This window comes from Streptomyces sp. SD31 (assembly GCF_052068475.1).
Taxonomy (GTDB): Bacteria; Actinomycetota; Actinomycetes; order Streptomycetales; family Streptomycetaceae; genus Streptomyces.
This window is the reverse complement of record NZ_JBQHCX010000001.1, coordinates 704,976-726,283: the sequence shown is the minus strand read 5'-3', so window position 1 is coordinate 726,283 and position 21,308 is coordinate 704,976. Positions and strand designations below refer to the sequence as shown.

Below are 21,308 nucleotides of genomic sequence, written 5' to 3'. Positions count from 1 at the left end.
TTGGACTGTCCGGCAAAATGGGCACCACGGTCCCCTGGTACGCGGGGGAGCAAGATCCCCTGAGCAGGTCGACAAGGAGAGAACTCGTGGACGACGTTCTGCGGCGCAACCCGCTCTTCGCGGCGCTCGATGACGAGCAGTCCGCGGAGCTCCGCGCCTCCATGAGTGAGGTGACCCTCGCACGCGGTGACTCCCTGTTTCACGAGGGCGACCCCGGTGACCGGCTCTACGTCGTCACCGAGGGCAAGGTGAAGCTCCACCGCACCTCACCCGACGGCCGCGAGAACATGCTGGCCGTCGTCGGTCCCGGCGAGCTCATCGGTGAGCTGTCCCTCTTCGACCCGGGTCCGCGTACGGCTACGGCGACCGCGCTGACCGAGGTGAAGCTGCTGGGTCTGGGCCACGGCGACCTCCAGCCCTGGCTGAACGCCCGCCCCGAGGTGGCCACCGCGCTGCTGCGCGCCGTCGCCCGCCGTCTGCGCCGCACCAACGACGCGATGTCCGACCTGGTCTTCTCGGACGTCCCGGGCCGTGTCGCCCGCGCACTCCTCGACCTCTCCCGCCGCTTCGGCGTGCAGTCCGAAGAGGGCATCCACGTCGTCCACGACCTCACCCAGGAGGAGCTGGCCCAGCTGGTCGGCGCCTCCCGCGAGACGGTCAACAAGGCGCTGGCCGACTTCGCGCAGCGCGGGTGGCTCCGCCTGGAGGCGCGTGCGGTGATCCTGCTCGACGTGGAGCGGCTGGCCAAGCGGTCGCGCTAGGCGCCCCCAGCCAGGCGTTCAGTCAGCGTCCAGGTCCCAGGATGTCGAGGTCCCGTCTCACCGCGAGGCGGGACCTCGCTGCATTCGGCCACCCCTCGAACATCCGCGCACCAGGAGATAGCCTCCGCCCATGGCAAACGGGCAGTGGTACCCACCGGAGTGGCCGGATCGCATCCGTGCGCTCGCGGAAGGAAGCCTGACCCCTGTCGTTCCGAAGCGTGCGGCCACCGTCATGCTGCTCAGGGACACCGACGCCGGGCCGTCCGTGCACATGCTGCGCCGCCGCGCCTCCATGGCCTTCGCCGGCGGGGCGTATGCCTACCCGGGCGGCGGTGTCGATCCCCGCGACGAGCATCGGATCCGCTGGGCGGGCCCCACGCGCGCGTGGTGGGCGCGAAGGCTCGGCGTCGACGAAGCGACGGCCCAGGCGATCGTCTGTGCGGCCGTACGGGAGACGTACGAGGAGGCGGGCGTCCTGCTCGCCGGGCCCACCGACGACTCCGTCGTCGGCGACACCACCGGCGAGGACTGGGAGGCCGACCGTGCCGCCCTGGTCGCCCGGGACCTGTCGTTCGCCGAGTTCCTGGACCGCCGTGGACTGGCCCTGCGCTCGGACCTCCTGGGCGCCTGGACCCGCTGGATCACCCCGGAGTTCGAGCCCCGCCGCTACGACACCTGGTTCTTCGTCGCCGCCCTCCCTCAGGGCCAGCGCACCCGCAACGCCTCCACGGAGGCCGACCGTACGGTGTGGATCCGCCCCGCGGACGCCGCCGCCTCGTACGACAAGGGCGAGCTGCTGATGATGCCGCCCACCATCGCGACACTGCGCCAGCTGTCCCCGTACGAAAGCGCCGCCGACGCCCTCGCCGCCGCCCCCGACCGGGATCTGACCGCCGTACTGGCACAGGCCCGCCTGGATGACGGCGAGATCGTGCTCTCCTGGCCGGGCCACGACGAGTTCACCAAGCACATCCCGGCCGGCGGAGCTCCCGCATGACCGTGCCCGCAGCGCCGGCAGCGCCCGCACTGTCCACAGCTCTGGAAGGCCCCCTCGCATGACGGACGCAGCAGCCCTCCCCGGCCAGCCGCGAGGCGGGGTCCTCACCGGCCCCGCCACCCCCCGCGCCGTCAACGTCCTCGCGCCCAACCCCTCCGCGATGACCCTGGACGGCACGAACACCTGGATCCTCTCCGAGCCGGACTCCGACCTGGCCGTCGTCGTCGACCCGGGCCCGCTGGACGAGGGACACCTGCGCAACGTCGTCGCCACGGCCGAGAAGGCCGGCAAACGCATCGCCCTGACCCTGCTCACCCACGGCCACCCGGACCACGCCGAGGGCGCCGTCCGCTTCGCCGAACTGACCGGCACGCGCGTGCGTGCTCTGGACCCGGCGCTGCGGCTCGGCGACGAGGGGCTGAGGGCCGGGGACGTGGTCAGCGTCGGTGGGCTGGAGCTGCGCGTCGTTCCGACGCCGGGCCACACCGCCGACTCCCTCTCCTTCCACCTCCCGGCCGACCGCGCCGTGGTGACCGGCGACACGATCCTGGGTCGCGGTACGACGGTCGTGGCGCACCCCGACGGCCGCCTGGGCGACTACCTGGACTCGCTGCGGCGGCTCAGGTCCCTCACGGTCGACGACGGCGTGCACACCGTCCTCCCCGGCCACGGGCCGGTCCTGGAGGACGCCCAGGGCGCCGTCGAGTTCTACCTCGCCCACCGCGCCCACCGCCTCGCCCAGGTCGAGACGGCCGTCGAGGACGGCTACGGCACACCGGCCGAGGTCGTCGCCCACGTGTACGCGGACGTGGACCGCTCCTTGTGGCCGGCGGCCGAACTGTCGGTGCGGGCGCAGCTGGACTACCTGGAGGAGCACGGGCTCATCTAGGCCCTGCCGTTCGGATCATCCCGGCGTCGCTGGGCCTCGCCCGTGCCTACGCCTCCTGGGGCCGCGGCGCTTTGACCCCGTGCACGCGCGCGTACTCGTCCACGAGCCACGGCCCGAGGTCCTCGACGTACGACCGGAGGACGCCCGCGTCGCCCGTCGGCTCGTACCCGAGCACGGCCGCCGCCCGCATCCGCTCGGCCTGTGCGGGGTAGTACGACGCGAAGGCCTCCGCCATCTCCCGCAGATCGCTGGTCCACCCGCCCCAGCGGGGCATGACGAGGGTGAACCCGGTCCGCACCAGACGCCGCGACATGAACCGCACGAGCGGCCTGCGTGCGTCCTCGCTGTCGTCGGCGTCGGCGATCCGCTCGCGCCACCGAGGCAGCAGGAGGCCGAGATCGCCGTTGGTCTCGCGCGCGAGCAGCGAGTCGGGGCGGTAGCGCGGCAGATACTCGGCGAGATCCTCCCCCAGCAGAGGCGTACAGAGGCAGGCGACGAACCATCCGAGGTCGTACGTCTCCAGGTCGCTCAGCAGCCGCCCACGGCTGTCCAGCAGCGTCCCGGCCCCGTCGATCTGCGCGAACTCGTTGTCCAGCGCCTCGTCGAGCAGGCGCGCGTCCGCCCGGTCCGCGTCGGTCGGCTCCGCGTGCAGGGCGATCAGCAGATCCAGGTCGCTGCGCCCCACGCGCGCGGTGCCGCGCGGAATCGACCCGTAGAGGTAGGCGCTGTGCATCCGCGCCCCGAACACCTCCAGCAGGCGGTCACGCGCGGTGGCGACGACCGGCCGGAAGGCGTGGGGAACGCGCGCGAGGGAGCCTTCGCGCGCGATGTACCCCTGAGCGTCGAGCCCTCTGCGGAGAGCGATTTCGGCCATGGGATCACTGTGCCCTGCCGGGAGGTCGGGGGCGGCTCATTTTTTTGCGGCTGGGATACGCCGCCCCCACGCCCCACCACCGAAGGCCTACGCCTGCGTCAGCTCCACCTGGACCTCGACCTCCACCGGCGCGTCCAGCGGCAGCACGGCCACGCCCACCGCGCTGCGCGCGTGGACGCCCTTGTCGCCGAGGACCTCGGCCAAAAGTTCGCTCGCGCCGTTGATGACGCCCGGCTGGCCGGTGAAGTCCGAGGCCGAGGCCACGAAGCCGACCACCTTCACCACGCGCGCGATACGGTCCAGGTCGCCCGCGACGGACTTGACGGCGGCCAGCGCGTTCAGCGCGCACGTACGCGCCAGTTCCTTGGCCTCCTCCGGCGTCACCTCCGCACCCACCTTGCCGGTGACCGGAAGCTTGCCCTCCACCATGGGGAGCTGGCCGGCGGTGTAGACGTACACGCCCGACTGCACGGCCGGCTGGTACGCGGCCAACGGAGGCACCACCTCCGGAAGCGTCAGGCCCAGCTCTGCGAGCTTCGCCTCGACGGCGCTCACGCCTGCTTCTCCCGCTTCAGGTAGGCCACGAGCTGCTCGGGGTTGTTCGGCCCGGGCACGACCTGGACGAGCTCCCAGCCGTCCTCGCCCCAGGTGTCCAGAATCTGCTTCGTGGCGTGGACGAGCAGCGGCACGGTTGCGTATTCCCACTTGGTCATGTGGCCGACTTTATCCGTTGCCCGCGGGGGTCCATGCGGCCGACCGCTGTCAGGTTGTCCACAGGCCGCCGCGTGACTCGCGCGGCGACTGGTTAGGCTCGAAGACGTGAGCAGGCTCCAGGTCGTCAGCGGCAAGGGCGGGACCGGAAAGACCACGGTCGCCGCCGCGCTCGCGCTCGCCCTCGCCACCGAGGGGAAGCGGACGCTTCTCGTCGAGGTCGAGGGCAGGCAGGGCATCGCGCAGCTCTTCGAGACAGAGGCGCTGCCATATGAGGAGCGGAAGATCGCCGTCGCTCCAGGGGGCGGGGAGGTGTATGCCCTCGCCATCGACCCCGAACTGGCCCTTCTGGACTACCTCCAGATGTTCTACAAGATGGGCGGCGCCGGCCGGGCCCTGAAGAAGCTCGGCGCCATCGACTTCGCCACCACCATCGCGCCGGGACTGAGGGACGTACTCCTGACCGGCAAGGCGTGTGAGGCGGTGCGGCGGAAGGAGAAGAGCGGGCGGTTCGTCTACGACTACGTGGTCATGGACGCGCCCCCCACCGGGCGCATCACCCGCTTCCTGAACGTCAATGACGAGGTCGCCGGGCTCGCCAAGATCGGGCCGATACACAATCAGGCGCAGGCCGTGATGCGGGTGCTGAAGTCGGCGGAGACGGCCGTGCACCTGGTGACGCTGCTGGAGGAGATGCCCGTCCAGGAGACCGCGGACGGGATCGCCGAGCTGCGGGCGGCGCGACTGCCGGTGGGGCGAATCATCGTGAACATGGTGCGGCCCGAGGTGTTGGACGCGACCGATCTGGAACTCGTACGCAGTGTGCCGCGCGCCGCCATGGCCAAGTCGCTGTCCTCGGCCGGGCTGGGCGGGGCGCGGCGCGGCGGGAACGCCGAGCGGCTGGTGGACCCGCTGCTGGCGCAGGCCGGCGAGTACGCCGAGCGGCACGCGCTGGAGCACGAGCAGCGGGCGGTCCTGGAGGAGTTGGAGCTCCCGGTGCACGAACTGCCCCTGCTGGCCGAGGGCATGGATCTGGCGGGCCTGTACGAACTCGCGGGCGAGCTTCGGGAACAGGGCCTGTCATGAGTTCGTTCACCTATCGGGAGCCGTACGCGGTACGTCGGAAGCAGGGGATGTCATGAGTCCGGAACCCGCCCACGCGCACGATGCCGCCCGCCAGCCGCACCATCCCCCTCACCTCTCCCCCGCGCGCGTGCTCGACCTCGACCCGCTGCTCGACGACCCGAAGACCCGCATCGTGGTGTGCTGCGGCTCGGGCGGCGTCGGCAAGACCACGACCGCGGCGGCGCTGGGGCTGCGGGCCGCCGAGCGGGGGCGGAAAGTGGTCGTGCTGACCATCGACCCGGCCCGCCGGCTCGCCCAGTCCATGGGCATCGACTCGCTGGACAACACCCCGCGCCGGGTGAAGGGCGTCGAGGGCGACGGCGAGCTGCACGCGATGATGCTCGACATGAAGCGCACCTTCGACGAGATCGTCGAGGCGCACGCGGACCCCGAGCGGGCGTCCGCGATCCTGGGCAACCCCTTCTACCAGTCGCTCTCGGCGGGCTTCGCGGGCACGCAGGAGTACATGGCGATGGAGAAGCTGGGCCAGCTGCGGGCCAGGGACGAGTGGGACCTCATCGTCGTCGACACGCCGCCGTCCCGCTCGGCGCTGGACTTCCTGGACGCGCCCAAGCGGCTCGGCTCGTTCCTGGACGGCAAGCTGATCCGCGTCCTGCTGGCCCCGGCGAAGGTCGGCGGGCGGGCGGGGATGAAGTTCCTGAACGTCGGCATGTCGATGATGACGGGGGCGCTCGGCAAGCTGCTGGGCGGTCAGCTGCTGAAGGACGTCCAGACGTTCGTGGCCGCGATGGACTCGATGTTCGGGGGCTTTCGTACCCGCGCGGACGCGACGTACAAGCTGCTTCAGGCACCCGGGACGGCGTTCCTCGTCGTGGCCGCCCCGGAGCGGGACGCGCTGCGTGAGGCCGCGTACTTCGTGGAGCGGCTCGCCGCCGAGGACATGCCGCTCGCCGGCCTGGTGCTCAACCGGGTCCACGGCAGCGGCGCCGACCGGCTGTCCGCCGAGCGGGCGCTCGCCGCCGCGGAAAATCTTGAAGAGCCCCGCATTGTGGATCAGGAGGGCGGGAAAGCTGGACTTCGTAACTCCCCCGACACGTACGACAGTTCAGAATCGGCCGCTTCCGAGGCACCGGCTCCTGACGAAGGCTCCCCCGCCGTCACGGACATGGAGCGAACCGCGGCCACGGACGAGCCACAGTCCGCCACCCCGCATCTGGAGCGGTCCGTCGACCAGCTCACGGCAGGCCTGTTGAGGCTGCACGCCGAGCGGATGCAACTGCTCTCCCGCGAGCAGCGCACGCGTGACCGCTTCACCGCGCTCCACCCCGAGGTGGCGGTGGCCGAAGTGGCCGCGCTGCCCGGCGATGTGCATGACCTCGCGGGACTGCGGGACATCGGACACCGGCTCGCGGCCAACCGGCCGGAGCTGCCTGATCCCGCGGTCGGCGCCTGAGGGAGGCCTGTTGGGCCCGCCCGAGGGCAAACCCTGTCCGCAGTGTGCGAGGAGGTCCGCGGTGTGCGAGGAGACCTCGTGGCCCCCTCAGCTCACCGCCGCGTAGTTCTCGTACACCTCGTCGTCGTCGAGCGGCAGGATGCCCGCCCCTCGCTCGTACTCCGTACGCGCCGTCTCCAGCAGTCGGCGCCAGGAGGTCACCGTTGGTCGCCTGCGCAGCAGTGCGCGGCGCTCCCGCTCCGTCATGCCTCCCCACACGCCGAACTCGACGCGATTGTCCAGCGCGTCCGCCAGGCACTCCGTGCGCACCGGGCATCCGGTGCACACCGCCTTGGCCCTGTTCTGCGCTGCTCCCTGAACGAACAGTTCATCCGGATCGGTAGTGCGGCAGGCCGCCTGCGCACTCCAGTCGACTACCCAGCCCATACCGGCGCCGTCCTCTCCCGAATCGAGGCTCCCCCACGGCGGCAGCGGCATATTCACCGCCGCCAGTTGAGGACGTTACGGAAGGTGGGCACAGCGCAACACCCCCTTCGGGCCCAATCTTGAATGGCCCGAACGGACTATGGGTAAGCGGCAGATCACCCGGGGGAGTGAGCTGGCGACATGCGTGACTTTCCCGGCAAACCGGGACAGTTCAGTTGAGTCACAACGGACACCGGATGACACACAAGGCGGATTCGGACACGCGCCCACCAAAAAAGTGGGGAACCTCCGCAACGATTCGGGGTCGCCGGACGTATTGATACGTGGCCGCACTGCTGTGACAGTTGAGAGCAGCTTAGGCCAACGCCTGCACGCCTGTCCGGGAAATGGGCTGACTTTGCCGTGCCATGGCCTGCGTCGGCGCACGCCCCCTTCACAAGGCCATGGCCAACGTCACCTCACCGTGCCCCGTTGAGGGGCAGTCGGCCCTCGGTTCGCTCATCTCTACGGTTTAGGCTGCCCCCATGCCAAAGAAGCGCTCAGGCGGTGGTCTGTCGCCCACGCAGCAGGCGGCCAAGTTCCTCGGTGTCAGTGTGCTCGCGGGAGCCGTGCTGGCCGGCATCGCACTGCCCGCCGTCGGCGCGCTGGGGCTTGCCGCCAAGGGATCGGTCGAGAGTTTCGACGAACTCCCGGCCAACCTCAAGACACCGCCGCTGAGTCAGCGCACCACGATCCTGGACGCCAAGGGCGGCACGATCGCCACCGTCTACTCGCGCGACCGTACGGTGGTCGACCTCAAGGACATCTCGCCGTACATGCAGAAGGCGATCGTCGCGATCGAGGACGCCCGCTTCTACCAGCACGGCGCGGTCGACCTGAAGGGCATCCTGCGTGCCCTCAACCGCAACGCCCAGAGCGGCGGCGTCAGCGAGGGCGCGTCCACGCTCACCCAGCAGTACGTGAAGAACGTCTTCGTCGAGGAGGCCGGCGACGACGCGACGAAGGTCGCGCAGGCCACCCAGCAGACCCTCGGCCGCAAGATCAAGGAGCTGAAGTACGCGATCCAGGTCGAGGAGGAGCTCGGCAAGAAGAAGATCCTCGAGAACTACCTGAACATCACGTTCTTCGGTCAGCAGGCGTACGGCGTCGAGGCCGCCGCCCAGCGCTACTTCTCCAAGTCCGCCAAGGACCTCAAGCTCCAGGAAGCCGCGCTGCTCGCCGGCATCGTCCAGTCACCCAGCCGCTACGACCCGGTCAACGACGAGGCCGAGGCCACCAAGCGGCGCAACACCGTGCTGCAGCGCATGGCCGACCTCGGCGACGTCTCCCAGGCGGAGGCCGACAAGGCCAAGGAGACCCCGCTCGGCCTGAAGGTCAGCAAGCCGAATAACGGCTGCATCACCGCAGTCAAGGGCGCCAGCTTCTTCTGCAGGTACGTCGAGAAGGTCTTCCTCAGCGACCCGGTCTTCGGCAAGAACCGCGAGGCCCGCGCCAAGGTCTGGAACCAGGGCGGCCTGACCATCACGACCACCCTCGACCCGCAGGCCCAGGAGTCGGTCCAGGCCTCGCTCAAGGACCACGTCAACCAGACGGACAAGGTCGCGGCCGCGGCCACCCTGGTCGAGCCCGGCACCGGCAAGATCCTCGGCATGGGCCAGTCGAAGCCGTTCGGCTACGGCAAGAACGAGACCGAGCTCAACTACTCGGTCGACTCGGCGTACGGCGGCTCCAACTTCGGCTTCCCGACCGGTTCGACGTTCAAGCCGTTCGTCGCGGCGGCCGCGCTGGAGGAGGGCCGGCCGCCGACGCAGGAGTACTCGTCGCCGTACGAGATGGAGTATCCGAGCCCGGTCCAGACGTGCGAGAGCACGCCGTGGACCAACCGGAACGGCGAGAAGCTGGAGAACGAGAGCGAGTCGGAGCGCGGCCCCTACCGTCTGAAGAAGGCGATGGAGCTGTCGGTCAACACCTACTTCGTGCAGATGATCGCCGACATCGGCCTGTGCCCGGTGGTCAACATCACCGACAAGCTCCAGGTCCGCCAGGGCAACGGCGACAAGCTCCCCGAACGCCCCGCCATCGCCCTCGGCTCCGTCGGCCTCTCGCCGCTGACGATGGCGAGCGCGTACGCCGCCTTCGCCTCCCGCGGCATGTACTGCACGCCGATCGCCATCGAGTCGATCTCGCAGAAGGTCGGCGGGGAGCAGAAGTCGCTGGAGGTGCCCAAGTCGACGTGCTCACGGGCGATGTCCGAGCAGACCGCGGACACCATCAACAGCCTGCTGCAGGGCGTGGTCGACTCCGGTACGGGTAAGGAGGCCGGTCTCACCGACCGCCAGAGCGCCGGTAAGACGGGTACGACCGACGAGCGCCGCAACGCCTGGTTCGTCGGCTACACCCCGAACCTCTCCGGCGCCGTCTGGGTCGGCAGTGCCACCCAGAAGGTCAAGATGCGCAACATCTACATCGGCGGCCAGTACCACGACCTGGTCTACGGCGGCCGGGTCCCGGGCCCGATCTGGCGGGACGCCATGACCGGCGCCCTCGATGGCAAGCCCGTCGAGCAGTTCAACACCATCCACATCCCGGACGACGAGGAACGTGACAAGGGTGACGGAAACGGCGACGACAACGGGAACCAGAACGGCGGCAACGACGGGGACAACGGCGACGACAACCTGATCGGCGGCCTGGTCGGCGGCGGAAACACCGGCGGCACGGACGGCGGCACGGAGCCGACACCGACCTTCACGCTCCCGGAGGGCTGGTGGCAGGGCCAGACGAACGGGAACGGCAACGGGGGGCGTGACTGACGGGGTGGACCGAGGGTCCGGGAGATCCTGAGTGCCCTTGAAACCCTGCGGGCCCCTCGGGCCCCTATACGGCAGACGGCCCCTGTCCCTTCGTACGAGGGACAGGGGCCGTCTGCCGTATAGGACCGGTCGTGCACGGGGCGTTCGCAGCCGTCGGCTGCTGCCCCGTGCCGTGGGTGTCAGCCGGCCAGCAGCTTCTTGACCGCCGCTGCCACGCGGCCGCCCTCCGCCTGGCCCGCGACCTTGGGGTTCACGATCTTCATGACGGCGCCCATGGCGCGCGGCCCCTCGGCCCCGGCCGCCTTGGCCTCTTCCACGGCCTGGGCGACGATCTGGTTCAGCTCGTCGTCGCTGAGCTGCTTCGGCAGGTACGCGGCAAGGACCTCGCCCTCCGCCTTCTCCCGCTCGGCCGACTCGGCACGACCACCCTGCGCGAAGGCGTCGGCGGCCTCACGACGCTTCTTCGCCTCGCGGGTGATCACCTTCTGCACCTCGTCGTCGGAGAGCTCGCGCTTCTCCTTGCCCGCGACCTCCTCCTTGGTGATCGCGGCGAGCGTCAGCCGGAGCGTCGAGGAGCGGAGCTCGTCGCGCTCCTTGATCGCGGCGTTGAGGTCTTCCTGCAGCTTCGACTTGAGCGTGGTCATGACGCCGATTGTCGCAGGTGTGGCGTGCGGAACGCCCGTTGATTTCAAGGGGCTGCGCGAAGGGTCGTACCGGAAACGGCGCAAGCTGGCCGGACACGGGACACTCCCACGGTCTGACACGATGGTCGTATGCAAGCGCGATACGGAGTACCCCTGGGAATCACGGCGGTTGGCGCCGCCGGTCTGCTGTACTCGGCGGGTTTCGAGGCCCGTTCCTTCCGCCTGCGACGGGTGACGATCCCCGTCCTGCCCGCCGGCATGCGTCCACTGCGGGTGCTCCAGGTCTCCGACATCCACATGGTGAGCGACCAGCGCAAGAAGCAGCGCTGGCTGCGCTCGCTGGCCGGCCTGCGCCCCGACTTCGTGATCAACACGGGTGACAACCTCTCCGACCCGGAGGGCGTGCCGGAGGTCCTGGACGCGCTGGGCCCGCTGATGGAGTTCCCGGGCGCGTACGTCTTCGGCTCGAACGACTACTACGGCCCGAGGCCGCGCAACCCCGCCCGCTACCTGCTGGAGAAGGTCCAGGGCCGCCACGGCCTGAACGGCAACCCGCCCGTCGTCGGCGCGATCCACAACCCGTGGGAGGACCTGCGCGACGGCTTCGACGCCGCGGGCTGGCTCAACCTGACGAACACACGCGGGACGCTGAAGGTCGAGGGCGTGTCCGTGGAGCTCACCGGCCTGGACGACCCGCACATCAAGAGGGACCGGTACGAGCAGGTGGCCGGTGGCCCGTCGGGCGCCGCCGACTTCGCGATGGGCGTGGTGCACGCGCCGTACCTGCGAGTGCTGGACGCCTACGCGGCCGACGACTACCCCCTGATCCTGGCCGGCCACACCCACGGCGGCCAGATCTGCATCCCCTTCTACGGCGCCCTGGTCACCAACTGCGACCTGGACACGGACCGCGTGAAGGGCCTGTCGACGCACACGGCGGAGGGGCGTACGGCGTACCTGCATGTCTCGGCAGGCTGCGGTACGAATCGCTATACGCCGTTCCGCTTCGCTTGCCCGCCGGAGGCGACGTTGTTGACGTTGGTGGGGCGGGAGTAGGTGGTGGGGGCGGAGTAGGTGGTGGGGGCGGGGCGGTCGGTAGGGCGCGGGAGTCGGTAGGGCGCGAGTAGTGGTGGGGGCGGGGCAGTCGGTAGGGCGCGGGTAGTGGTGGGGGCGGGAATCGGGGAGCGGCCGAAATAGGGACGGCTCGGCGTAACCCGCACAGCCCACCCGCATCGCCCCTTTTGTCCGCCCTGCTTAGCGTGAGGGCATGACCGCCCCGATACCCAGGGACATGCCGGACCTCCCCGCGATACCGGGCATGCCCGCACTGCTGCCCTCCCACGTCCCCGCCACGGCGGTGATGCCCCCGGTGCGCCGCCCCTTGACCGCCGGGTACCGCCTGCTGATCGCCCTGGCCGCGGCCACGGCCGTCACCGTGGAACTGGCCCTCGGCAGCCCTCTGCGCACCCTGAGCCACTTCGCGATCCAGGCCAACGTCCTGCTGGCCCTGGTCTTCGCCCTGGCGGCCCGCCGCGCCTGGACCGCCCGCCGCCCGCTCCCGTCCGCACTGACGGGCGCCACGCTGCTCTACGCCCTGGTCACGGGCCTGGTCTACCACCTGCTCCTGGCGAACCCGTCGAGCCCTTTCACGCTGCCCGGCGCCCTGACGGGCGAGGCCACCGACCCGACCGGCTGGCACGCGTTCACGACCCAGGTCCTGCACACGGTGACGCCCCTCGCGGCCCTGCTGGACTGGCTGCTCCTGACGGCCGCCGGCAACCTGCACCTGCGCCAGGCAACGACCTGGCTGGTCTACCCCCTCACCTACCTGGCGTTCACCCTCATCCGAGGCGAGCTTCTCGTCCCCGGGACGCCGGCCCGTTACCTCTACCCGTTCCTCGACGTGGGCCGGCACGGGTACCGGAGCGTCCTTGCCAACGGCCTCCTCATCGGCCTCGCCATCTACGCCCTGGCCATCCTCTTGGTAGCCCTCGACCACACCCGCCCCAACCCGCTCCGCCACCGCCTCCGTCACCGCGCGAAAACCGGATTTCGTCTCCAGCCACCGGTGGGCTAGAGTAAACGTCGTCGCCGCGACAAGCAGCGACATCGGGGTGTAGCGCAGCTTGGCAGCGCGCTTCGTTCGGGACGAAGAGGTCGTGGGTTCAAATCCCGCCACCCCGACGCTGGTCAGAGGGCCAATCGCATGATTGCGATTGGCCCTCTGTCATGCTCGGGGGGCCAAACAGGGGGCCAAACGATTTTGATCAGGCCACCGCGTCGCCCTCTTCCTGGCTCTCCGTGTCCTCCCCTTCCTGATCTTCGGCGAAGATGTCGTCCATCGCTTCGGCGGCCTGCGTGATCACAGGCCGGAGCTGTTTCCGGTAGACCGCCTCTCTGGTCGCCTGGCTGCTGTGACCGACCAAGAACGCGATCCGCTCCAAGGGGATGCCGTGGTCGGAGAGCAGGGACACGAAACTGTGCCGGAGCTCCCGCGGCGTCCACTCAGGCTTCAGTCCGGCCTTCTTTACGATGGCCTTGAAGTCTCGCCGTGACGTTTGCCGCGTCGAGCATTCTGCGGCCCTCCGCGGGAAGCTTTATTGCGGCGCCGCGTCGGGTTCGTCCGTTGCTGATGGGTGAACGTACCTGCCCTCGTCGAACGGGGTGAACCACGACCCGAACGCCATGGGGGCGATGCCGAGAGCCGCGCCGGTGGCTCCTACGGCTCCTTCGTCGACCCCGTCCGACGAGTCGTCGTAGAGCCACTCGTGATCCATGTCCTCGTACACGTTGTCGGCGAATGCTTCGAGAGCGGACGCTACGTCGTCGTCCAAAAGCCCGTGCAGTTCCAGAGTCGTGGTCGCCCCGCTCAGCAGGAACCTCAGGGCGAGTTCCTCGGCCACGCAGCTGAGTTGCTGGAAGCTGCCGTCGGTGAAGCGGGTGGTCATCGCGATCACGGTCGTCAGGAAGCGGCGGGCGAACCGGGCGTCGTATCGGAGGGCGTACCGGTCGGGCAGTCGCTCCAAGTGCCACAAGGGGCCCTCGCATTCCGCGACGTTGGTGTCCTCCTGCGTCAGGACCTGTACGTCTTCGAACAGCTCGTCCACCAGGGTGCCGGTCGCGTAGACCAAGGCGCCGGCGGCGAGTCGGGCGCTCCCGGTGAACTGCTTGCCCCCCGCCCCGTCTTCGTGGTCCTCGTCGTCGTCCTCGTCCCTCCCTTCGGCATCGAGCACACCGAACATCGCCGGGGAGAACGCACGCAGTTCGTCCGCCAACCCCAGCATCCGGCTTCGCACGGCCGTGGCCTTCGCCTCGGTGTCGTCGCTGTCGTCAGCGCTCTCGGTGCGCGCGCTCTCGGTGTGCCGGGCCTTGCGAGCGGCCGGGTCGTCGGGCGGGACGTCGGGGCCGTCGGCTGCGTCGAGGCTCTCCTTGGCCAGGCCCGGGTGGAGTTCGACCTCGCACCGTTCGATCTTCCAGTCCGCCAGCAGCTCGGAGCGCTCCAGCAACTCATCGACCAGCGCCTGCACCGCGTCCTCGGCGAATTCCAGCGCCGGAGCATCCACGATGACCTTGAGCAGAGCGCCGCCCGGATAGACGGCCACGATGCTGTCGATGAGATCGACTTCGACTCCGTCAGGCCCTTCAACGGACTTGACGGAGACGAATCCGTCCTCGATGAGCGCCACGGCGCCCGCTCGTTGAAGTGGGTCCATCTCCGGAGTGCCCTCCGGGATGCAGGTGTCCACGGTCACTACGTACGTCACGTACCCGAGCTTGGCAGTAGGGAGCCGTTCCGCGTGGGGGAATGGGACCGTTCACGGATGGCTGTTCGGCCACTGTTCAGCCTTTCACCTGCGTTGTCAGAGGCATGGGTCACTATGGGTTACGCACGATGACCGATCCGTGGGGGGATTGCATGACCGCTGACGAGCCGCGCTCCGGCCTGCCCATCGAGTTTCTCCGTACCGTTGCCGCAGAGGCGGACTCGGACTCTCCGCCGGTCCGCATGGCTGTGGAGAAGGCGCGGGCGCTGCCCCCGGGCAACGCCCGTGACGATCTTGTGCTGGCCCTCCTCCAAGGCGCGTTGAGCGACTGTGCACCGGAGTGGATGCTCCAGGCCGCGACGGACAGCGACCTGCGGAGGGACGACCAGCCCTCCGTGGGCTCCTCCATGAGCTCCTCCATGAGCTCCTCCATGGGCTCCTCCATGCGTCTCGCCACGATCGCGCTCGCCCACCCCTCGTGCCCGGACACGCTGCGCGCTGAGGCCCTCCGACGCTGTTCCGTTCAGCAGCTCGCCGCCGTCGGCCGCGCGCACTGTGGGGACGTACTGGCTCAGGCCGTCGTGAGCGAGTTGCAGCACCGAGGACCGCACAAGCAGCCCATGACTCCGGAGCTCCTGACGGAGCCGACGGTCGCGCAGGTGGTCCTGCGTGAGCCCGGCCTGCATGACGCGGTGTTCTTCGCCGCCGTCGACCTCCTCCCCCGGTTTCCGGCCTTCGAGGACGAGTCCGACGCGGACGACGCGGATGACGCCGACGACGACAGCTGGGCGCAGTACGAGAGGTACCGGGATGCCCGCAAAGCCTGGAAGGGCATGTGGGAGCACGTGGTGACCCTGCACACCGGCCGCCACCGGCAACTGGTCGAGTGGGCGCAGGACGGCGACGCCCTGCATGTCATCCGTGAGCACCTGCTGGGCACCGTTCCCTGGGATGTGGAACCGTCGTTGCTGGAGGAGCTGGCCGCCGAGGATCTGGCCGAGTTCCACGTCAGCGAACTGATCACCCGCCTCTGCCGGATGCTCAGGGACGGTGCGTCCGAGGAGGTGACGCGCGCTCGTTTCGCCGATGACCTCGAGGCCGTCGAGCCCGGTGACCGGGAGCGTATCGAGGACTACTTCAGTGACCCCGTCCCCTTTCGGAAGTACGGTCTCCGGGCCGCGGTCACCTGGGTGAAGTCGCGGGCCGACGGTGCCTGGCGGCACATCCTCAACCCCGCCGAGGCCAAGAACCGCTACGGCGAGCCACACACGTGGCTCGCATCGGAGGAACTCCTCGCCAGGCTCGGCCGGGACTTCGCCGCCACGGCTGTCGCCGCCCTGCTCCTGTGGGAGCCGGACCCCGAGCCCGGCCGTCCCCGGCCCCGCGACCTGCGCTGGCTCCACACCATGCTGCTCCACCTGCCCGAAGTGTCGGAGGAGGTGAGGGAGAAGGCGCGGGCCGTGGTGCGGCACATCCGCCCGCGCTCCCGCGGTTCCTGGGAGCGCGTCGACTACTCGACCCAGCAGGACGACCGTCGGCTGGACGAGATCCGCACCGCCGTCGTGCGCATCCTGGGCGATCCCGCGACGGCGGTCCGAAAGGCCGCGCTCGGAGACCCCGAGCACATCACCGTGGCCGAGCTGTCCCGGGCCTCCGGCGACGTTCTGCGCGACTACCTGGACCGTCATCCCGGCAGGGACGACCTCATGGAGAAGGTGCTGCTGTCCTTCGCCTCCGCCTCGCACCGCTCCCCGCTCTCCTTCGCGGATGTCCTGGCGCGCCACTCCGCCCCGCAGGCCGCGCTGCTCCAGATCACCCGGGATCTGCGAAAGCGTCTGGGGGGCGGCCCCCACCTGAGGGAGACCTGGACTCGGCGAGTGCTCGCGCTGCCGGACCGCACACCGGAGCTCATCCGTGCCCTGCCGGCGTGGACCGCGCTCACCGTCGGCGGCACGTCTTACCGCACCGCCCACGAAGCTGTCGTCTCCGTGGTGTTGACCACGCTCGGCAGTGACGACGAAGCATGGTCCCGCTTCGCCACGAGCCCTGCCTCCCACGCGGGGCCGACCGCCTGGCTACGGCTCGGTGATGTCCTCGATGCCGCGGCCAAGGGTGAGGCATGGCCGAAGCCCCCCAGCGCCAGATGACGATCCACGCGGGGCGCGGCGCGGACTCGCCGGTGTGGCGAAGCGCGGTGAAATACCCGTCGTCCGGCACCGGTCCCTCCCCTCGTGGGGACCGGTGCCGGACGACGGGGGTGGTGTCGATCCGCAGAACCTGCCGTGTAGGTACGCGGCGGGTCAGTGTGGATCGAGCAGGAGGGGGGAGGCACGAGGTGTTCGCGGATCCTGCGGGAGGGGATCCGGCGGAAGCGGATCCTGCCGAGGGTGACCAAGAACTTGCGGCGCCATGAGTGGTCTCTCCGAGCTCTGGGCTGGTGGCCTGCCTGAGCGACGCGCGAGTGATGCGCATTTGCGTCGTGATCCTGCCAGTCGAGGGTGCCGGGGAGGAGTGTCCGGTCTCCGGAACCCGCCTTTGCCGCAGGTCAGCCGTATAAAGTGAGTTTTCCGGTCCGGATGTCCAGTGCGGCGGAGGTAAGGGAGTGGAGGCCTTGAGTCCCGATGCGGGGGCACGCACAGCCTTCGCGGAACGGCTCGCGCTGCTCTACAAGGAGGCCGGCAATCCTCCGCTGAAGAGCGTGGCCGAGGCGGTCGTCCGGCTTCAGCGGGTCGATGAGCGCGGGCGGCCCGTACGGGTCTCCGCCCAGCGGATCAGTGACTGGCGCCGGGCCAAGAACGTGCCTGCCCAGTTCGCCGCGCTCCAAGCCGTCCTGCATGTCCTGATCCCCCAGGCTCGGCGCGCGCGTCCCGTGCCCGTGTCCGCCGGGCTGTACGACCTCGGCCAGTGGCAGCGGCTGTGGGAGCGGGCGACCGCCGGGGAAGAGGAGGAGCAGGCTCCGGTCGAGGTCCCCGTGGTTGCCGGTGGGGTGTGTCCGTATCGGGGGCTGGCCTCGTACCGGCAGCAGGACGCCGGCTGGTTCTTCGGCCGGGAGCGGAGTACGGCTTCCCTGGTCGCCCAGCTCCGCGCGGCGGGGAAGACCGGCGGCCTCGTCATGCTCGTCGGTGCCTCGGGCGCCGGTAAGTCCTCGCTGCTGAACGCCGGCCTGGTGCCGGCCCTGCAGAGCGGTGCGCTGAGCGGTGAGAGTGGCCGGTCGAGCGCGGTGGCACAGCTCGTACCGGGTGCCGATCCGCTCGCCGAGCTGACACGTCGTATTCCGGAACTCGCGGACGTTGTCACTTCCCCGGGGGGCGAAGGCGGGTCCTCAGGGGACCAAGACGGGTTGGAAGACGAGGCCGGGGCCGGGGCCGGGGCCGGGGCCGGGGCCGGGGCCGGGGCCGGGGCCGGGGCCGAAGAAGGAAACGGCGAGTTGGCGGGGGCCGAGGAACCCGGCGGCCAAGCGCCTCACACCGACTTCGTGCAGGCCACACGTGACGCCGTCCTCGCCTGGGCCCGGCGCGTAGACCCCGCTGCCGTCCCCGGCTCCACCCCACCCGTCCTCATCGTCGACCAGTTCGAAGAGACCTTCACCCTCTGCCCCGACGAAGCGGACCGACGTACCTTCATCCGGCTCCTCCACGCCGCCTGCACGCCCGTCGAACCCGGTGGTCCGGCTCCCGCGCTCGTCGTCCTCGGCATACGCGCCGACTTCTACGAGCAGTGCCTGGGGCACCCGGAGCTGGCCGACGCGTTGCAGCACCGGCACATGGTGCTCGGGCCGCTCACCACCGCGGAGTTGCGGGATGCGGTGACCGGGCCGGCCAAGGCCGTGGGGCTGGAGTTGGAGCCGGGGCTGGCGGAGCTGATCGTGCGGGAGGTGAGTGCGGACGGGCCGCGGGGGACGCATAACGTGGGCGTGTTGCCGTTGCTGTCGCACGCGCTGCTCGCCACATGGCAGCGCCGCAAGGCGGGGCGGCTGACGCTGGCCGGGTATCGCGCGGCCGGGGGGATCCAGGGAGCCGTCGCCGCCACCGCCGAGCGCGCCTGGTCCGGGCTCGATCCGGCGGCGCGTACGGCCGCGCGGCTGCTGCTGCTCAGGCTGGTGCGGCTGGGCGAGGACACACAGGCGACGCGCAGGCGGGGGACGCGGCGGCAGCTGGCGGCGGAGTCGACGGATCCGGGCAAGACGGAGGAGTCGCTCGAAGCGCTGGTGCGGGCCCGGCTCGTGACGCTGGACGCGGAGACCGTGGAGATCACGCACGAGGCGCTGCTCCATGCCTGGCCCCGGCTGCGGGACTGGATCGACGACGACCGGCAGGGCAATCTGCTGCGCCAGCGGCTGGAGGAGGACGGCCGGGCCTGGGAGGAGTCCGGGCGGGACTCATCGCTGCTCTACCGGGGCTCCCGGCTGGGGCAGGCCCACAGCTGGGCGCGGTCGGCCGGCGACACCTTTCTGACCCGGAGCGCGATGGAGTTCCTGGCCGCCGCGGTCCGGCTGCGCCGGCGCACGGTCTGGATCAGCCGGGGTGCGGTGGCGGCGCTCGTCGCGCTCGCGATGGTGGCCGTCGGCTCGGCGGTGGTCGCCTGGCAGCAGCGCGACGACGCCCAGTTCGCGCAGGTGCTCGCCGAGGCCGACCGCTTCCAGTACTCGGACCCGTCGCTGTCCGCCCAGCTCGACCTGGTCGCCCACCGGCTGCGCCCGGACGACGAGGACACCACCAGTCGGCTGATCTCGATCGTGAACGCCCCGCTGGCCACGCCCCTGCTCGGCCACACCGGCGCCGTCTACCTCACCACGTTCAGCCCGAACGGAAAGCTCCTGGCCACCGCCAGCTATGACCGGACGGTCCGGCTGTGGGACGTGGCCGACCGGGAGCGGCCCAAACCGCTGGGCAAACCCCTGACCGGGCACAAGAGCTGGGTGAGCAGCGCGGTCTTCAGCCCCGACGGCCGCACGCTCGCCAGCGCCGGCGACGACGGCACGGTCCGGCTGTGGGACGTACGGGATCCGAGCCGGCCGCGGCCGCTGGGTGCGCCCCTGACCGGCCACAAGGGCACGATCTACCTGATCGCCTTCAGCCCGGACGGCCGTACGCTCGCCTCGGTCAGCGAGGACCGGACCGTGCGGTTGTGGAACGTGGCGGATCCCCAGCGGCCCGAGGCGGCGGCCACGCTGACCGGGGCCGGGGCCGCCGTGCGGTCCGTGGCGTTCAGCCCCGACGGCGACACCTTGGCGGCCGGGGGCGACGACAAGACGATCCGGCTGTGGGACGTGTCCGAACCGGACCGGCCGAAGGCGCTTTCCACGCTGACCGGCCACACCGCCCTGGTGCACTCCGTCGCCTTCAGCCCGGACGGCCGCACCCTCGCCAGCGGCAGCTCGGACGACACGATCCGGCTGTGGGACATCTCCGATCCCCGTCACGGCGGCCAGCTCGGCTCCCCGCTCACCGGGCACACCGGCCCCATCTGGTCGGTGGCCTTCAACCCGGCCGGCAATATGCTCGCCGCCGCCAGCGCGGACAGCACCGCGAGCCTGTGGAACGTCAGCGACCGGGAGTATCCCTCGCAGGTCGGCGAGCCCCTCGCGGGCGCCAGCGGGGAGATGTACGCGCTCGGGTTCAGTCCCGACGGCCGTACGCTCGCCACCGGCAGCGGCGACAGCAAGGTCCGGCTGTGGTCGATTCCGACGGCGGACATGACCGGCGGCAACGGGGCGTTCCGCCCGGACGGCAAGGTGCTCGCCACGGCCGCGCGGGACGGACGGATCCGGCTGTGGGACGTACGGGATCCTGCCCGGCCGGTGGCGCTGAGCAAGCCGTTCCTGCCCGGGGACACCGGCCAGCGCTCCCAGGTGTTCTCGCCCGACGGCCGCACGCTCGCGGTGACGACGGGCGAGCAGAGTGTGCGCCTGTGGAATGTCAGCGATCCGGCACGCCCGGTCGCCTACGACTCCCCCATCATGCTGCGCACCCGGTTCATGGGCCCCGACGCGCTGGCGTACAGCCCGGACGGGCGCACGCTGGCCACCGCCTGGGACGAGCGCACCCTCCGGTTGTGGGACGTCAGCGACCCCGCCCATGTCGTGCCGCTCGGCCCGCCCATCACCGGGCACACCGGCTACATCAACTCCCTCGCCTTCAGCCGGGACGGCCGTACCCTCGCCAGCGGCAGCGCGGACGCCACGATCCGGCTGTGGAAGGTGACCGACCCCCGCCGTCCCACCCTGCTCGGCGCCCCGCTCACCGGGCACGCCGGGCCGGTCAACGCGCTCGCCTACAGCCCCGACGGCCATACGCTGGCCAGCGGCAGCGACGACGACACCGTACGGCTGTGGGACGTCACCGACCCGCGCGAGGCGACTCCGCACGGCGACCCCCTCACCGGCCACACCGAAGCGGTCGTCTCCCTGACGTTCAGGGAGGGCGGGCGTTATCTGGCCAGCGGCGGCAACGACAACACGGTCCGGCTGTGGAACGTCACCTCCCCGTCCGACGCCTCCGCCGTCGGCCAGGCGATGAGCCCCAACGCCAAGACGGGCAACTTCCTGTCGTTCAGCCCGACGAGCCACATGCTCGGCGTCTCCAGCGGCACCGACACCATCCGGCTGTGGAATCTGGACGTCGACCAGGCGATCCGCCACGTCTGCTCGAGCACACAGGGCGTGCTGACGCGGGAGAAGTGGCATGAGTATCTGCCTCGGCTGTCGTACGAGCCGCCGTGCCGGCGGTAGCCCCGTTCCGGCGGGAGCCCTGTTCCGGCGGTAGACCCCGTGCCGGCGGTAGACCCCGCGGTGGACCCGTGCACGCGGTAGATCCGAGCAGGCCGTAAACCCCGGTAAGAGCGGGTACGGCCGCGCTCCATGCGCTCAGTGACGGGGCGGGAACTCAAGT

17 protein-coding genes and 1 tRNA gene are annotated in these 21,308 nt (G+C 70.4%); 11 read left to right on the top strand and 7 right to left on the bottom strand.

Annotated elements, in window-relative coordinates; translation table 11 throughout:
- Positions 1-86 precede the first annotated feature (86 nt).
- The 3 genes from ACTMVF_RS03265 to ACTMVF_RS03255 all read left to right on the top strand — a co-directional run bounded on the left by ACTMVF_RS03265 (position 87) and on the right by ACTMVF_RS03255 (position 2,647).
- Entirely contained in the window at positions 87-761 is a 675-nt protein-coding gene (locus ACTMVF_RS03265; RefSeq protein ID WP_015658871.1) for a Crp/Fnr family transcriptional regulator, read from the top strand.
- Positions 762-891: 130 nt separating this feature from the next.
- Complete coding sequence (locus ACTMVF_RS03260) at positions 892-1,758, top strand: NUDIX hydrolase (RefSeq protein ID WP_441269394.1); 867 nt, start codon at positions 892-894, stop codon at positions 1,756-1,758.
- A gap of 58 nt (positions 1,759-1,816) precedes the next feature.
- Positions 1,817-2,647 carry an MBL fold metallo-hydrolase gene (locus ACTMVF_RS03255; RefSeq protein WP_441269393.1) on the top strand — a complete coding sequence of 277 codons (831 nt, stop codon included), beginning with the start codon at positions 1,817-1,819 and terminating at the stop codon, positions 2,645-2,647.
- A gap of 46 nt (positions 2,648-2,693) precedes the next feature.
- Here ACTMVF_RS03255 and ACTMVF_RS03250 read toward each other — a convergent pair whose 3' ends face one another.
- The 3 genes from ACTMVF_RS03250 to ACTMVF_RS03240 all read right to left on the bottom strand — a co-directional run bounded on the left by ACTMVF_RS03250 (position 2,694) and on the right by ACTMVF_RS03240 (position 4,234).
- The gene (locus ACTMVF_RS03250) at positions 2,694-3,521 is read right to left on the bottom strand and encodes a nucleotidyltransferase (protein WP_441269392.1); all 828 of its coding nucleotides are present in this window, start codon (positions 3,519-3,521) and stop codon (positions 2,694-2,696) included.
- Positions 3,522-3,608: 87 nt separating this feature from the next.
- Positions 3,609-4,076 (bottom strand): RidA family protein, encoded by a 468-nt coding sequence (locus tag ACTMVF_RS03245; RefSeq protein ID WP_301998407.1) that lies wholly within the window; start codon positions 4,074-4,076, stop codon positions 3,609-3,611.
- Entirely contained in the window at positions 4,073-4,234 is a 162-nt protein-coding gene (locus ACTMVF_RS03240; protein WP_003975360.1) for a DUF4177 domain-containing protein, read from the bottom strand. Before ACTMVF_RS03240 ends, ACTMVF_RS03245 begins: the two co-directional genes overlap by 4 nt.
- A 106-nt stretch (positions 4,235-4,340) precedes the next feature.
- Between ACTMVF_RS03240 and ACTMVF_RS03235 the strand changes: the two genes are divergently transcribed.
- Positions 4,341-5,318: an ArsA family ATPase gene (locus ACTMVF_RS03235; protein WP_441269391.1), complete on the top strand. Its 978-nt coding sequence runs from the start codon at positions 4,341-4,343 to the stop codon at positions 5,316-5,318.
- 52 nt (positions 5,319-5,370) lie between these two features.
- Positions 5,371-6,771, top strand: a complete 1,401-nt coding sequence (locus ACTMVF_RS03230) for an ArsA family ATPase (RefSeq protein ID WP_441269390.1) — start codon at positions 5,371-5,373, stop codon at positions 6,769-6,771.
- Positions 6,772-6,858: 87 nt separating this feature from the next.
- On the opposite strand, the gene wblA is transcribed toward ACTMVF_RS03230, so the two are convergent.
- Entirely contained in the window at positions 6,859-7,197 is a 339-nt protein-coding gene (gene wblA / locus ACTMVF_RS03225; protein ID WP_062697668.1) for a transcriptional regulator WblA, read from the bottom strand.
- A 524-nt stretch (positions 7,198-7,721) separates the two neighbouring features.
- Between wblA and ACTMVF_RS03220 the strand changes: the two genes are divergently transcribed.
- A complete protein-coding gene (locus ACTMVF_RS03220; RefSeq protein ID WP_441269389.1) occupies positions 7,722-10,010 on the top strand; it encodes a transglycosylase domain-containing protein in 2,289 nt (762 codons plus the stop codon).
- Positions 10,011-10,189: 179 nt separating this feature from the next.
- Here ACTMVF_RS03220 and ACTMVF_RS03215 read toward each other — a convergent pair whose 3' ends face one another.
- Positions 10,190-10,654 (bottom strand): GatB/YqeY domain-containing protein, encoded by a 465-nt coding sequence (locus tag ACTMVF_RS03215; protein ID WP_128433690.1) that lies wholly within the window; start codon positions 10,652-10,654, stop codon positions 10,190-10,192.
- A gap of 129 nt (positions 10,655-10,783) precedes the next feature.
- On the opposite strand from ACTMVF_RS03215, the gene ACTMVF_RS03210 reads away from it, so the two are divergent.
- The 3 genes from ACTMVF_RS03210 (at position 10,784) to ACTMVF_RS03200 (ending at position 12,838) form a co-directional block, all read left to right on the top strand.
- Complete coding sequence (locus ACTMVF_RS03210; RefSeq protein WP_441269388.1) at positions 10,784-11,710, top strand: metallophosphoesterase; 927 nt, start codon at positions 10,784-10,786, stop codon at positions 11,708-11,710.
- Positions 11,711-11,921: 211 nt separating this feature from the next.
- Complete coding sequence (locus ACTMVF_RS03205; protein WP_441269387.1) at positions 11,922-12,731, top strand: Pr6Pr family membrane protein; 810 nt, start codon at positions 11,922-11,924, stop codon at positions 12,729-12,731.
- Positions 12,732-12,764: 33 nt separating this feature from the next.
- Positions 12,765-12,838 (top strand) — tRNA-Pro (locus ACTMVF_RS03200).
- An 83-nt stretch (positions 12,839-12,921) separates the two neighbouring features.
- Here the strand turns inward: ACTMVF_RS03200 and ACTMVF_RS03195 are convergent.
- Positions 12,922-13,188 carry a tyrosine-type recombinase/integrase gene (locus tag ACTMVF_RS03195; RefSeq protein WP_441269545.1) on the bottom strand — a complete coding sequence of 89 codons (267 nt, stop codon included), beginning with the start codon at positions 13,186-13,188 and terminating at the stop codon, positions 12,922-12,924.
- A gap of 63 nt (positions 13,189-13,251) precedes the next feature.
- Positions 13,252-14,418 (bottom strand): hypothetical protein, encoded by a 1,167-nt coding sequence (locus tag ACTMVF_RS03190; protein WP_441269386.1) that lies wholly within the window; start codon positions 14,416-14,418, stop codon positions 13,252-13,254.
- Between the two features lie 152 nt (positions 14,419-14,570).
- Here ACTMVF_RS03190 and ACTMVF_RS03185 point away from each other — a divergent pair, with 152 nt between their 5' ends.
- Positions 14,571-16,565, top strand: coding sequence for a hypothetical protein (locus ACTMVF_RS03185; protein ID WP_441269385.1), 1,995 nt, complete (start codon positions 14,571-14,573; stop codon positions 16,563-16,565).
- A gap of 455 nt (positions 16,566-17,020) precedes the next feature.
- The gene (locus ACTMVF_RS03180) at positions 17,021-21,148 is read left to right on the top strand and encodes an nSTAND1 domain-containing NTPase (RefSeq protein WP_441269384.1); all 4,128 of its coding nucleotides are present in this window, start codon (positions 17,021-17,023) and stop codon (positions 21,146-21,148) included.
- Positions 21,149-21,308 lie beyond the last annotated feature (160 nt).